Consider the following 12,590-nt stretch of genomic DNA (forward strand, 5'->3'; position numbering starts at 1 on the left):
CGATGCGAAACATAGTTGTTGCTTAACCCCTGATGAAAGCTAGACTGACAACGAAAGAGCTGAAAAGGGGGAGGCGCGGTGGAGAGTATAAAAGGATCAGAACTAAACGTTCCTGATGCAGTTTTTGCCTGGGTGCTGGATGGGCGTGGCGGTGCCCGACCGCTGGAAGACAACGATGTCATTGATAATGAGCATCCCTGCTGGCTACACCTTAACTATACCCATCCGGACAGTGCCGACTGGCTGGCCTCGACGCCGCTCCTGCCGAACAACGTGCGTGATGCGCTGGCGGGTGAAAGCCTGCGGCCACGCGTGAGCAGAATGGGGGACGGCACGCTCATCACTTTGCGTTGCATTAACGGCAGCACCGATGAACGTCCTGACCAGCTGGTCGCGATGCGTGTTTATATGGACGATGGTCTGATTGTCTCCACCCGTCAGCGTAAAGTTCTGGCGCTGGATGATATCGTGAACGATCTGAAAGAGGGCACCGGACCGACCGATTGCGGAAGCTGGCTGGTGGATGTCTGCGACGCGCTGACTGACCATGCGAGTGAGTTTATCGAAGAGCTGCACGATAAAATCATCGACCTCGAAGATAACCTGCTCGATCAGCAGATCCCGCCGCGCGGTTTTCTGGCGCTCCTGCGTAAGCAGTTAATTGTCATGCGCCGTTATATGACGCCACAGCGGGACGTATACGCGCGTCTGTCCAGCGAAAGGCTCAACTGGATGAATGACGATCAGCGACGCCGAATGCAGGATATTGCCGACAGGCTGGGCCGAGGACTTGATGAAATCGATTCCTGTATTGCCCGCACGGGCGTCATGGCGGATGAAATCGCGCAGGTGATGCAGGAGTCGCTGGCAAGAAGAACCTATACGATGTCGCTGATGGCAATGGTCTTTCTGCCGAGCACATTCCTGACGGGATTGTTTGGCGTAAACCTGGGCGGAATTCCCGGCGGCGCGGCCCATTATGGCTTTACCGCATTTTGCGTCATGTTAGTTGTTTTGATCGGTGGTGTTGCATGGTGGTTGCATCGTAGTAAATGGCTGTAAATTTACGCTTTTTTCAGCTTTTACGGAGATCAAAACGCTCTTTTAATTGAGCGAAGTCAATAAACAATGACCCCGTAAGGTGCAATATTACTCCCGCAGGTGAATGCAACGTCAAGCGATGGGCGTTGCGCTCCATATTGTCTTACTTCCTTTTTTGAATTACTGCATAGCACAATTGATTCGTACGACGCCGACTTAACTAGTCGGCTTTTTTTTGCCTCCTGTTCCCCAGCGTCTACCCTAAAAGGGACGTCAGTAAAACCTGGAGGGAATGATGAGCATCTTACTCGCTCTGCAACTGCAGTATTCACGTCAGTCCGATCCGATCCCCACCGATCCGACGCCGATGCCCGATCCTGTTCCGCGTCCGCAACCCATGCCTGACCCGCCGCCCGATGAAGAACCGATTAAATTGTCGCATCGAACCCCGAGATCTGCGAGGATACGCGCCATCTGACCGCAAAGATGACCACGAGAGACTATTGTGACCGCTTTTTCAACCCTGAATGTACTGCCCGCCGCCCAACTCGATAACCTCAACGAGTTGGGATACCTCACCATGACGCCTGTTCAGGCGGCCGCATTGCCCGCCATTCTTGAGGGGAGTGATGTACGCGTTCAGGCTAAAACAGGGAGCGGAAAAACGGCGGCTTTCGGTCTGGGTCTGCTACAGCATATTGATGCTGCGCTGTTTCAGACGCAGTCTCTGGTGCTGTGCCCAACCCGCGAACTGGCGGACCAGGTCGCGGGCGAGCTGCGTCGTCTGGCGCGATTCCTGCCTAACACCAAGATTTTAACCCTCTGTGGCGGACAACCGTTTGGCGCACAGCGTGATTCGCTTCAGCATCCTCCACACATCATTGTGGCGACGCCTGGCCGACTGCTCGACCACCTGCAAAAAGGTACGGTCTCGCTGGATGCATTACACACGCTGGTCATGGATGAGGCAGACCGGATGCTGGATATGGGCTTCAGCGATGCTATCGATGAAGTGATCCGTTTCGCGCCTGCAGACCGTCAGACGCTGTTATTTTCGGCGACCTGGCCTGAAGCGATCGCCGCAATCAGTGGCCGCGTGCAGAAAAATCCGCTCACCATCGAAATTGACAGTGTTGATGCGCTGCCTGCTATCGAGCAGCAGTTTTATGAAACGTCCCAGCATGGAAAAATCGCGCTCCTGCAGAAGGTGCTCAGTCAGCATCAGCCCGCTTCCTGCGTGGTGTTCTGTAACACCAAAAAAGATTGTCAGGCGGTCTGTGACGCCCTGAACGCTGCTGGGCAGAGCGCGTTATCGTTGCATGGCGATCTGGAACAGCGCGATCGCGATCAGACGCTGGTCCGTTTCGCCAACGGCAGTGCCCGCGTGCTGGTTGCCACCGACGTGGCGGCGCGCGGTCTGGATATTAAATCGCTTGAGCTGGTCGTGAACTACGAGCTGGCATGGGATCCTGAAGTACACGTTCACCGTATCGGCCGTACTGCGCGTGCCGGAAACAGCGGTCTGGCCATCAGCTTCTGCGCACCGGAAGAGGCGCAGCGCGCCAATATTCTGTCTGAAATGCTGCAGATTAAGCTTAACTGGGTGAATGCACCGGGCAACGTCAGTCTCGTTCCGCTGGAAGCAGAAATGGCAACGCTGTGTATTGATGGCGGTAAAAAAGCCAAGATGCGTCCGGGTGATGTGCTCGGTGCGCTGACCGGAGACGTGGGGCTGGATGGGGCGGATATCGGCAAGATTGCGGTACATCCTGCACATGTTTATGTTGCTGTTCGCCAGTCGGTTGCCCATAAGGCCTGGAAACAGCTGCAGAACGGGAAAATCAAGGGTAAAACCTGTCGCGTTCGTCTGCTGAAATAAGATTTAAACGCGTCTCAAACGGTGGTCTGAGACGCGTTTGCGTTATTTCACTATTTTACTTCCACGACATTCAGGCGCAGTTCTTCAAACTGATTGTCATCTTCTTCTGGCTGCCAGCCAGCAGGTTTCACGGGGATCTCTTCCCGGTCAAACGCCAGATCGCCGCCATTCACCACTTCCGACTCATGGTTGATACCTTTGAAATCGAAAAGCTCAACGTCCGCGAGGTGAGAAGGCACTACGTTCTGCATCGCGCTGAACATGGTTTCGATACGGCCCGGGTAGCGTTTGTCCCAGTCACGCAGCATGTCACCAATCACCTGACGCTGCAGGTTCGGCTGAGAGCCGCACAGGTTACATGGAATGATCGGGAACCCTTTGGCCTGAGAGAACCGCTCGATATCTTTCTCGCGGCAGTAGGCAAGCGGGCGGATCACAATGTGTTTGCCGTCATCGCTCATCAGTTTTGGCGGCATGCCTTTCATCTTGCCGCCGTAGAACATGTTCAGGAACAGCGTCTGCAGGATATCGTCGCGGTGATGGCCGAGTGCGATTTTGGTTGCACCCAGTTCTGTCGCGGTACGGTACAGGATGCCGCGGCGAAGACGAGAGCAGAGCGAGCAGGTGGTTTTGCCTTCCGGGATCTTCTCTTTCACAATCCCGTAGGTATTTTCTTCTACGATTTTGTACTCAACGCCCAGTTTTTCCAGGTATTCCGGCAGAATGTGTTCCGGGAAACCAGGCTGCTTTTGATCGAGGTTAACCGCCACCAGGGAAAACTTCACCGGCGCGCTTTGCTGAAGATTACGCAGGATCTCCAGCATGGTGTAACTGTCTTTACCACCTGACAGGCAGACCATAATGCGGTCGCCTTCTTCAATCATATTGAAGTCTGCAATGGCTTCACCAACGTTACGGCGCAGACGCTTTTGCAGTTTGTTCAGGTTGTATTGCTCTTTCTTATTAATATCTTGATTTTGTTGCATTTAATCTGTACTCAAATTTCAAATGGGGCACCAGTGGGGCAAACGGTTTAGAGGGGCAGCTTCTTTCCGCATTGCCCTCTCTTTGCTGTTCATCTCTTCACTCTATGAAGCTTAGATTTCAAACACCCTCTGCGCATTTTAGTGCCCCATCTGACTGGCAATAAAAGACGGGTCAGCGCCTGCGGTTAACCACCAGCATGCGAAAGTGTGCCGTGTATGGTACGGATTGTTGCGCCGAATGCCAGCACGTTTTACAGGATTTTGAATTGTGGACGGCAGCAACCTTGCTTTGTGATATCGCGTATAATGCGGCTTCGACATACTCTGAACATTCCAGTGGCTTGTGCTATGACCCTCAATCGCTTTTGTTATTTGCTTCTGTTGATCGCCGCAATCGGAAGTCTATTCACCTCGCATCCGTTCATCCTGTGGCTCCTGCTTATCAACGTACTGACGTTAGCGATGTATGGCGCCGACAAAATGGCGGCGCGAAGGGCCATGCGCAGAGTGCCGGAAGCCACACTGCTGGTATTTGGCCTTATCGGCGGATGGCCCGGGGCGATTATAGGTCAGCAACTGTTTCGCCATAAAACGCAAAAGCAGCCCTTCAAAACCTACTTCATTGTCAGTGTCATCGTCAGTATTTCAGCGATGGTGGCGGTGTACCAACTCTTTCCTGTTTTAACGTACTGAGCGTGTACAAACGGAATGCAATAACGCGCTGACCACGGTAGATAACTAAAAACGACTGCCAATAGTAGTAGGAATATTCTTAAGGTGTTGCTGTTTTTTGCACGATCTGAATAATGTGTGCAACGACACGGATGACAACATCTCATGAAAATTCAAACTATTACACTGGCAATGCTGGTGGTTGTTTCTGCGCCTTCGAGGTCAGCTTTTCAGGAACGGGAATATAATACCTGGTATATAAAAAATGCTGTTCTTTACGATATGACCCAGACTTCAGACGGTTTCCCGGTCATGTTGAGCATCTCCCAGCCTGAGCGGAAATCAGCAAATTTGCTGGTCTCCTATATCACCGAAGGGCGCTGTGGCGGGACCCGACAAGAACTTAACGTGAATGGCAAAGTGCTTCCGGCCACGTATTATTGTGTTCAGGTCGGGCAGAACCGGATAGAGCATTTTTCGGTGAAAGATGCACAGAGCGTTAACGGCATGGTTAACCATCTGAAATCGGATTTTACCTTACTTCTTCAAAACGACATCAAGGTCTGGGCCGCGAACATTAATGCGCCCAAATACGGCCTCGCGCCGCGATTCTGACACGTACATCTCGACCTCATCGCCTGTTAGCGGAGGGGTTACGCCCTGTATCACAGAATAAATAGCATCCGTGACAACGCCACGTTTTACCACAATCCTGCTACGCTTTTTGTGTTGTACAAGGGAGCACAAACATGAAGAACAAAGATGAACAAACGGGATTAGTGGGACTGGCAATTGGTGCCGCCGTTATCGGTCTTGTTTCAGCACAGCAACCCATCCATCGCGACAGTATTGTGAGTGAACTGGTCAGACTCGGCAGACAGAAAGGCGATGGCGTTGAAGATGAGGTTTTCGTTAAGGCTGCCGAGCTCGTGAGAAAGGGGGTGTAACCGATGGCTGATATTCGTCATGCTCAGTGCCATTGTGGCGCGGTGGCGTTTACCGTTGAACTTTCAGACGGATTAAATACCGCCCGGCGCTGCAGCTGCTCTTTTTGCCGGATGCGGGGTGCCGTGGTGGTCTCGGCACCGCTGTCGGGCATTACCGTAACGAAAGGGGCGGATAAGCTCACGGAATATCGTTTTAACACAGGAACAGCCCGCCATTTCTTCTGCTCGGTCTGCGGGATTTATACCTTCCATCAGCGGCGTTCAAATCCCAACGAATACGGCGTGAATGTGGCCTGTTTTGAAAATGTGACCCCCTTTGATTTTGCCGAAGTGGCGGTGATGGACGGCGTTAATCATCCCGCGGATGGCGACAGCGGGGTTTTCGGCTACCTCTCTTTTCGTCAAAAAGAAGCGTAACTGCCGCCTGGCCAGATTTTTACAATGCGGCCTATAGTGGGGAGTGGGTATCCGAAACAGGAGAGAAATATGCTGTATGTTGAGAAAGACGATCCGCGTGAGGCGCCTGAGTCAGGTGATAAAAAGCCTCAGCCGGTCAAAAAATAGTCCGTTTATACGTTTCCCGCCACCGGCCCTGCTGGTGGCGTATTGTTTGGGGAAAACCTTAACTGCCATCCAGATGGTTCAACAGCGCGCCGAGATGCCCAACGACACCACCAAAATCAAAAATTAACGCCATCCATATAATCGCCAGAAGGGTAAGTACGGCAACTGATACACGACCAAACAATGCAGTTATCCTTAATGAAGCAAAGTCTATAAGGCTAGTCTACATGCGTTTCTTTAAACTTACCCTTAACGACACCGTCATAAATTTTCCTTTTGAGATGATTCACACATTCTCTGAGCCGACAGGCGCGAAGAGAGGGAAATATGATGGGAGAGAAGAGGAGGGCTGGCTTCAGGCGTCGCAACGAAAATAACGAGCCCGCATCACGATGCGGGCTCTTGGGATCAGAACTGGTAAACCAGACCTAATGCAACGACATCATCCGTGCTAATGCCGTTATTTTTGTAGAAACTGTCATCTTCATCCAACAGGTTGATTTTATAATCAACGTAGGTGGACATGTTTTTGTTGAAGTAGTAGGTTGCGCCTACGTCAGCATATTTAACCAGATCCTGATCGCCCTGACCGTTGGCCAGGTCTTTACCTTTAGACTGCAGATAAGAAATTGCCGGGCGCAGGCCGAAGTCGAACTGATATTGCGCGGTCACTTCAACGTTTTGCGTTTTATTGGCCACGGCATCCGTATTATCGCCATAAGGGGTCATATTGCGGGTTTCAGAATACATTGCCGCCAGATAAATATTGTTGGCGTCATATTTCAGGCCTGCAGTCCAGGCATCCGCTTTATCGCCACCGGCAGTGGTATTCATCACCTGTTCGTTGGTACGGTCAGAAGAGGTATAGGCAGCACCCGCGCTGATACCCATGCCAAAGTCATAGGTGGTGGAGATACCGAAGCCGTCACCGTTCTCATGGCGCGTGTCGCGACCATTGTTGGTACCTTCCTGGTTGTTGCTGGCATCTTCGTTCTTACCCTGATACTGCAGGGCAAAGTTCAGACCCTGTACCAGACCATAGAAGTCAGTGTTACGGTAGGTGGCGACCCCGTTGGCACGGCCAGTCATAAAGTTGTCTGCATTGGTGTAAGAGTCACCACCGAATTCTGGCAACATATCGGTCCAGCCTTCCACGTCGTACAGAACGCCGTAGTTACGACCGTAATCGAAGGAGCCATAGTCACCGACTTTAATACCGGCGAAGGCCAGACGCGTCCATGACTGGTTATCAGACCCTTCAGTGTTATTGGCCTGGATGTTGTATTCCCACTGGGCGTAACCGGTCATCATGTTGTTGATCTGGGTTTCACCCTTGAAGCCCAGACGCATGTAAGTTTGATCGCCATCTTTAGAGGCATCGTCGGAGAAGTAATGCAGACCATCTACTTTTCCGTACAGATCTAATTTGTTGCCGTCTTTATTATAAATTTCTGCAGCATGCGCAGCGCCAGCCATTAACAGCGCTGGAATCATCAGGGCCAGTACTTTTCTTTGCATTTTGGAATTCCTTTGCAGTTGTTTTTATTTAATTACGTATTGAACTTTCCGCACGAGAAAGCTGTCTCATGCTAAATCACTCCTGACCAAGAATAATAAAATATAATTGTTACGAGTTAAGTTAATTCTTAACCGGATTATGCGACGGAAATAGTCATTGGTTTTATGAATGATTTAAAGCTAATCATATTAAATAAAAATTATTAATTGCCCCTTAAATCAGATAATCTCAGCGGCGTTATATGCCTTTAAGATTTTTCATCCATAATTTATGTGAATGTCATTTAGTGAATTAACGTGATATTCATTAATTATCTGGACTCGCCCGGTGTGAATACATCGGGCTTTTTTTATGGCAAAAAAATGCCCGGACAAGCCGGGCAGAGGGAGAGTCAGTCGCGGGTGGGTTTTTCCGCTTTTCCGGCCATTTGCGCCAGGAAATCATACCGTTTTTGCAGATCGGCGGCGGCATCTTTCCACAACTGCTCGGCCACCTCTGGTTGTTGCGCGTTGAGGCGACGGAAGCGCTGTTCCTGCATTAACGTTTCGGCCAACGCATCGGAAGGCGGGCGTGAATCCAGCGCCAGAGGCAATTTACCTTCATCGGCGCGGCGCGGGTCGAACCGGTAGAGCGGCCAGAAGCCGGTTGCGGTCAGCTGGCGCATCTGATCGTGGCTGAGTGCCAGGTCGTAGCCATGCTCTTCACACGGGCTGTAGGCAATGATCAGCGACGGACCCGGGTAGGCTTCCGCTTCCTGAATGGCTTTCACCGTCTGGTTCAGCTGCGCGCCCAGCGAGATTTGCGCGACATACACGTGGCCGTACATCATCATGCTGACGCCGAGATCTTTACGCGCCTTGCGCTTGCCGTGTTCACCAAACTTAGTTACTGCGCCAAGCGGGGTAGCTTTTGACGCCTGGCCACCGGTGTTGGAATAGCACTGCGTATCCAGAACCAGAATGTTGACGTTTTCGGTGAGGCTTAACACGTGATCCAGCCCGCCAAAGCCGATGTCATACGCCCAGCCGTCACCGCCAATCAGCCATATTGATTTTTCCACCAGCGCGTCAGCGTCGGTCAACAGTTGCCCGGCACCTTCCACGTCCTGCAGAGCGTTGCGCAGTTCCGCAACCTGCTCACGACGACGTTCTGGCGTTGCATCAGCGTGCAACGCCTCATTCAGCTCCGCCGGGATGTGGCCAGCAAACTGTTCCAGTAACCGCATCACGCGTGCGCGGTGCTGGTCAACGGTCAGACGGAAGCCCAGACCAAACTCGGCGTTATCCTCAAACAACGAGTTCGCCCATGCCGGACCGCGGCCATGGGCGTCGGTGGTGTACGGCGTGGAAGGCAGATTACCGCCATAGATTGATGAACAGCCCGTGGCGTTAGCGATCAACATTCTGTCGCCGTACAGTTGCGTGAGCAGCTTGATATACGGCGTTTCACCGCAGCCGGAGCAGGCGCCTGAATATTCGAACAGCGGAGTAATGAGCTGCGAGGTACGAATATCAATACGCTCCAGCGTGCTACGGTCGATCTCCGGCAGGTTCAGGAAGAAGTCATAATTTACCTTCTCTTCTTCGACATGCTCGAGGCGCGACATCATATTGATGGCTTTGATGTCCGGATCCTGACGATCTTTCGCCGGACAGACCTCAACGCACAGATTACATCCGGTGCAATCTTCCGGAGCGACCTGCAGAACATACTTCTGTCCGCGCATATCACGGGATTTCACATCAAGTGAATGCAGGCTGGCCGGGGCGTCTTCCATCGCTTCCGGGGAGACCACTTTGGCACGAATGGCCGAGTGCGGGCAGGCTGCTACGCAGTGGTTGCACTGGGTACACAGCTCCTCTTTCCAGATGGGGATTTCTTCGGCAATATTGCGTTTTTCCCAGCGCGTGGTGCCCATCGGCCAGGTGCCATCCGGTGGCAACGCGGAGACGGGAAGGGCATCACCCAGCCCGGCCAGCATGGCTGCCGTCACGGTTTTCACGAAATCCGGTGCCGCGTCAGAAACCACCGGTGGACGGTTCGGGCTGGACGCATCAACCGCTTGCAGCGGTACTTCAAACAAAGACTCGCGTGCCAGCGCCAGCGCCTGCCAGTTACGCTCGACCAGCTCCTGACCTTTACTGCTGTAGCTTTTGGCAATCGCCCCCTGCAGTTCCATTAGCGCGCTGTCTCCCGGCAGGATCTGCGTCAGGTGGAAGAAGGCCATTTGCATCACGGTGTTAATTCGCGCGGCAAGGCCACACTCGCGGGCAATTTTTGCAGCGTTAATGACGTAGAAGCGGGCTTTTTTCTGGTTCAGCACCGCCTGCACTTCCTGTGGCAGCCGCGACCAGACTTCATCCACGCTGTATGGCGTATTGAGCAGGAAAATACCGCCCGGTTTCAGGCGCTCTGCCATCTGGTACTTATCGATGAACTGCAGCTGGTGACAGCCCACAAAATCAGCCTGCGAGATAAGGTATGCCGAGCGGATAGGGTGCTCGCTGACGCGCAGGTGGGAAACGGTCAGCCCGCCTGCTTTTTTGGAGTCGTAGACAAAATACCCCTGGGCATACCACGACGTGGAGTTCCCGATAATCTTAATGTTGTTCTTGGTCGCGGAGACGCTACCGTCGCTGCCCAGTCCATAAAACAGCGCCTCAAGTTTTGCGGTGGGAGGCAGCGTGTTTTCCGGCAGGGGCAGAGAGAGGTTGGTCACGTCATCATAAATACCGACGGTAAAGCGCGGTTTTGGTTTAGCCTCGCTCAGCTCATTAAACACCGCCAGCACACAGTCCGGGCCAAACTCTTTGGAGGACAACCCATAGCGACCCCCGATCACGCGCGGCAGTGTTTCGCGCTCACCGCAATTAAACGCTTCAGCCAGCGCGGACATGACGTCCAGATACAGAGGTTCTGCGTGGGCGCCAGGCTCTTTCGTGCGATCGAGCACCGCCACGGTGCGCGCGCTTTCCGGCAGGGCGGAGAGCAAATGTCGCGCGGAAAACGGTCGGTAGAGCCGCACTTTGAGCACGCCGATTTTTTCACCACGGGTCAGCAGTTCATCCACCACCTCTTCACAGGTGCCAATGGCTGACCCCATGAGCACAATGACCCGTTCCGCCTGCGGATGACCGTAGTATTCAAACGGTTTGTATTGACGTCCGGTGGCCGCGGCAAAATCATCCATCGCCTGCTCAACGTGATCATAAACGGCGTTGTACCACGGGTTCGTTGCTTCCCGGGACTGGAAATAGGTATCCGGGTTGGCCGATGTCCCGCGGATCACCGGGTGTTCCGGGTTCAGCGCACGGGCGCGATGCGCGTCGATTTCCGCCTGCGGCAGAAGATTGAGGAGGGTGTCGTCAGCCAGCGGAACAATTTTATTGATTTCGTGAGAGGTACGAAAACCATCAAAGAAGTGAATAAAGGGCACGCGACTCTTCAGCGTCGCCATGTGCGAAATTAACGCGAAGTCCTGTGCTTCCTGAACGCTGCTGGCGCACAGCATGGCGCAACCGGTCTGGCGGACGGCCATCACGTCTGAATGATCGCCAAAGATGGAGAGGGCGTGTGTCGCAACGGTTCGTGCGGCAACGTGAAGCACAAACGGGGTGAGTTGTCCTGCCAGTTTATAGAGCGTCGGGATCATCAACAATAATCCCTGCGACGACGTGAATGACGTCGACAGAGCTCCGGTCTGCAGCGCCCCGTGGACGGTCGCGATAGCGCCAGCCTCAGACTGCATTTCCACGACTCTTGGGACATCGCCCCAGACGTTTTTCAGTCCGTTTCCCGCCCAGGCATCGGCCTGCTCGGCCATCGTAGAACTTGGCGTAATTGGGTAGATGGCGATAACTTCACTGGTGCGAAACGCGACGGACGCGACTGCACCATTACCGTCAATAGTTTGCATAGGACAACACCCTTACATTGCGCAAAAAAAGGAGCCCGAAAAAAACACAACGGGCTTTGAATATTATTCCCTTAGTTTAGCAAAGGTCGGATTTTACGATTTTCGCTTTTGTGTCCTCGGTATTCTCGACATCAATGAGTAGATCAATCTTTTGGCGAAAAAATTGCGAGAAATTGTTTCAGGAGCGCATAAATACGCACTTTCGCTCTCGACGACACGGCATGTGATGCCTATTATGCATAGGTTTCGCATTATTAATGGGGGAGAGAGAGCATGCGTTCAGCATTTTGGGTCGGGTGTGCCGCGTTATTATTATCGGCATGCAGCAGTGAACCTGTTCAGCAGGCAACGGCGGCACACGTAACGCCGGGAATGAAAGCGGCGATGTCCAGCTCCGGACAAGCCAACTGCGCGATGATTGGCGGCTCGCTGTCTGTTGCCCGCCAGCTTGACGGCTCAGCTATCGGGATGTGCGCATTGCCAAACGGCAAACGCTGCAGTGAACAGGCGCTTGCCGTAGGATCCTGCGGAAACTACTGATTACTCCGCACGCTTAAACATCAGCGTTTTATCGGCTGTCGCCAGCGTTAACTGGTCTTCAGTCAGGTCGACCTGCGCCCCTTTGCGCAGCATGTCGCCAATGGCCTGATCCAGTTCGTTTAACTGTGGTTCGGTACAGAGCTTGCGCGTCATGGCGAGCGTTTTGACCTTGAGCTCACCTTCGGACAATTTCCCCTGTCCGTTAAACGTGTTACACATCACGCCGGAAACGCTAATGTTATTAACCAGACTGATATCAGACAGGGCTTTGAAGCTGATCTCTGGTTGCGTTGTCGTGGCCTTAACGGCTTTCCCGTCCACATTCTCCAGCACAAAACGGTGGCTCTTAAGTTGGTCCGGCTGAACGGAGGCTTTACCAGGATTAACGCACCCGGTGAGGACAAGACTGATAACACTTAACGCAATGAGCTTTTTCATTTTTCTTCTCAGACGATAGATACTGTGAATCTTTTACCAGTGTAACGATACTCTGCCGTGCGTTAATGGGGTTTATCTGAAAGTGCGG

Annotated in this window: 14 protein-coding genes and 1 pseudogene; 9 read left to right on the top strand and 6 right to left on the bottom strand. The window is 52.8% G+C overall.

Annotation, left to right across the window (positions count from 1 at the left end):
• The first annotated feature begins 78 nt into the window (after positions 1-78).
• From zntB to dbpA, 3 genes are all read left to right on the top strand, one after another.
• Positions 79-1,062 carry a zinc transporter ZntB gene (zntB, locus tag AM410_RS18590; protein ID WP_047356423.1) on the top strand — a complete coding sequence of 328 codons (984 nt, stop codon included), beginning with the start codon at positions 79-81 and terminating at the stop codon, positions 1,060-1,062.
• Between the two features lie 274 nt (positions 1,063-1,336).
• The gene (ynaL, locus tag AM410_RS24415; protein ID WP_020882481.1) at positions 1,337-1,519 is read left to right on the top strand and encodes a proline-rich small protein YnaL; all 183 of its coding nucleotides are present in this window, start codon (positions 1,337-1,339) and stop codon (positions 1,517-1,519) included.
• Between the two features lie 27 nt (positions 1,520-1,546).
• Positions 1,547-2,920, top strand: coding sequence for an ATP-dependent RNA helicase DbpA (gene dbpA / locus AM410_RS18600; RefSeq protein WP_108648205.1), 1,374 nt, complete (start codon positions 1,547-1,549; stop codon positions 2,918-2,920).
• 50 nt (positions 2,921-2,970) lie between these two features.
• Here the strand turns inward: dbpA and ttcA are convergent, their stop codons facing one another.
• Both ttcA and AM410_RS18610 read right to left on the bottom strand, forming a co-directional pair.
• Positions 2,971-3,906: a tRNA 2-thiocytidine(32) synthetase TtcA gene (ttcA, locus tag AM410_RS18605; RefSeq protein WP_032678259.1), complete on the bottom strand. Its 936-nt coding sequence runs from the start codon at positions 3,904-3,906 to the stop codon at positions 2,971-2,973.
• A 141-nt stretch (positions 3,907-4,047) separates the two neighbouring features.
• Positions 4,048-4,164 (bottom strand): annotated as a pseudogene (locus AM410_RS18610) (site-specific integrase); the annotation flags it as partial.
• A 90-nt stretch (positions 4,165-4,254) separates the two neighbouring features.
• Between AM410_RS18610 and AM410_RS18615 the strand changes: the two are divergent.
• The 5 genes from AM410_RS18615 to AM410_RS24215 all read left to right on the top strand — a co-directional run bounded on the left by AM410_RS18615 (position 4,255) and on the right by AM410_RS24215 (position 6,089).
• On the top strand, positions 4,255-4,599 hold the full coding sequence (locus AM410_RS18615) for a DUF1294 domain-containing protein (RefSeq protein ID WP_020884005.1): 345 nt from the start codon (positions 4,255-4,257) through the stop codon (positions 4,597-4,599).
• A gap of 144 nt (positions 4,600-4,743) precedes the next feature.
• Positions 4,744-5,193 (top strand): hypothetical protein, encoded by a 450-nt coding sequence (locus AM410_RS18620; protein ID WP_020884006.1) that lies wholly within the window; start codon positions 4,744-4,746, stop codon positions 5,191-5,193.
• A gap of 134 nt (positions 5,194-5,327) precedes the next feature.
• Complete coding sequence (locus tag AM410_RS18625) at positions 5,328-5,525, top strand: hypothetical protein (protein WP_014170281.1); 198 nt, start codon at positions 5,328-5,330, stop codon at positions 5,523-5,525.
• A gap of 3 nt (positions 5,526-5,528) precedes the next feature.
• Positions 5,529-5,942 (top strand): GFA family protein, encoded by a 414-nt coding sequence (locus AM410_RS18630; RefSeq protein WP_020884007.1) that lies wholly within the window; start codon positions 5,529-5,531, stop codon positions 5,940-5,942.
• A gap of 69 nt (positions 5,943-6,011) precedes the next feature.
• On the top strand, positions 6,012-6,089 hold the full coding sequence (locus tag AM410_RS24215; protein ID WP_223263916.1) for a hypothetical protein: 78 nt from the start codon (positions 6,012-6,014) through the stop codon (positions 6,087-6,089).
• Positions 6,090-6,147: 58 nt separating this feature from the next.
• Here AM410_RS24215 and AM410_RS24270 read toward each other — a convergent pair whose 3' ends face one another.
• From AM410_RS24270 to nifJ, 3 genes are all read right to left on the bottom strand, one after another.
• Positions 6,148-6,273, bottom strand: a complete 126-nt coding sequence (locus AM410_RS24270) for a hypothetical protein (protein WP_255320659.1) — start codon at positions 6,271-6,273, stop codon at positions 6,148-6,150.
• A 224-nt stretch (positions 6,274-6,497) separates the two neighbouring features.
• Positions 6,498-7,607, bottom strand: coding sequence for a porin OmpC (ompC, locus tag AM410_RS18635; RefSeq protein ID WP_032678256.1), 1,110 nt, complete (start codon positions 7,605-7,607; stop codon positions 6,498-6,500).
• 392 nt (positions 7,608-7,999) lie between these two features.
• A complete protein-coding gene (gene nifJ, locus AM410_RS18640; RefSeq protein ID WP_108648206.1) occupies positions 8,000-11,524 on the bottom strand; it encodes a pyruvate:ferredoxin (flavodoxin) oxidoreductase in 3,525 nt (1,174 codons plus the stop codon).
• 273 nt (positions 11,525-11,797) lie between these two features.
• Here nifJ and AM410_RS18650 point away from each other — a divergent pair, with 273 nt between their 5' ends.
• Entirely contained in the window at positions 11,798-12,064 is a 267-nt protein-coding gene (locus AM410_RS18650) for a putative hemolysin (RefSeq protein ID WP_108648207.1), read from the top strand.
• Here AM410_RS18650 and hslJ read toward each other — a convergent pair whose 3' ends face one another.
• Positions 12,065-12,502: a heat shock protein HslJ gene (gene hslJ / locus AM410_RS18655; protein WP_014170275.1), complete on the bottom strand. Its 438-nt coding sequence runs from the start codon at positions 12,500-12,502 to the stop codon at positions 12,065-12,067. It abuts the gene before it with no gap.
• Positions 12,503-12,590: the final 88 nt, after the last annotated feature.

Source organism: Enterobacter cloacae complex sp. FDA-CDC-AR_0164 (genome assembly GCF_003071645.1).
Lineage (GTDB): Bacteria > Pseudomonadota > Gammaproteobacteria > Enterobacterales > Enterobacteriaceae > Enterobacter > Enterobacter ludwigii.

Excerpts from the sequence above, each read along its gene's own strand:
- AM410_RS18615 (WP_020884005.1), top strand. The coding sequence starts at position 4,255 with ATGACCCTCAATCGCTTTTGTTATTTGCTTCTGTTGATCGCCGCAATC.
- ompC (WP_032678256.1), bottom strand. The coding sequence starts at position 7,607 with ATGCAAAGAAAAGTACTGGCCCTGATGATTCCAGCGCTGTTAATGGCT.
- AM410_RS18630 (WP_020884007.1), top strand. The coding sequence starts at position 5,529 with ATGGCTGATATTCGTCATGCTCAGTGCCATTGTGGCGCGGTGGCGTTT.
- hslJ (WP_014170275.1), bottom strand. The coding sequence starts at position 12,502 with ATGAAAAAGCTCATTGCGTTAAGTGTTATCAGTCTTGTCCTCACCGGG.
- AM410_RS24215 (WP_223263916.1), top strand. The coding sequence starts at position 6,012 with ATGCTGTATGTTGAGAAAGACGATCCGCGTGAGGCGCCTGAGTCAGGT.
- nifJ (WP_108648206.1), bottom strand. The coding sequence starts at position 11,524 with ATGCAAACTATTGACGGTAATGGTGCAGTCGCGTCCGTCGCGTTTCGC.
- AM410_RS18650 (WP_108648207.1), top strand. The coding sequence starts at position 11,798 with ATGCGTTCAGCATTTTGGGTCGGGTGTGCCGCGTTATTATTATCGGCA.
- AM410_RS18620 (WP_020884006.1), top strand. The coding sequence starts at position 4,744 with ATGAAAATTCAAACTATTACACTGGCAATGCTGGTGGTTGTTTCTGCG.
- ynaL (WP_020882481.1), top strand. The coding sequence starts at position 1,337 with ATGAGCATCTTACTCGCTCTGCAACTGCAGTATTCACGTCAGTCCGAT.
- ttcA (WP_032678259.1), bottom strand. The coding sequence starts at position 3,906 with ATGCAACAAAATCAAGATATTAATAAGAAAGAGCAATACAACCTGAAC.
- AM410_RS18625 (WP_014170281.1), top strand. The coding sequence starts at position 5,328 with ATGAAGAACAAAGATGAACAAACGGGATTAGTGGGACTGGCAATTGGT.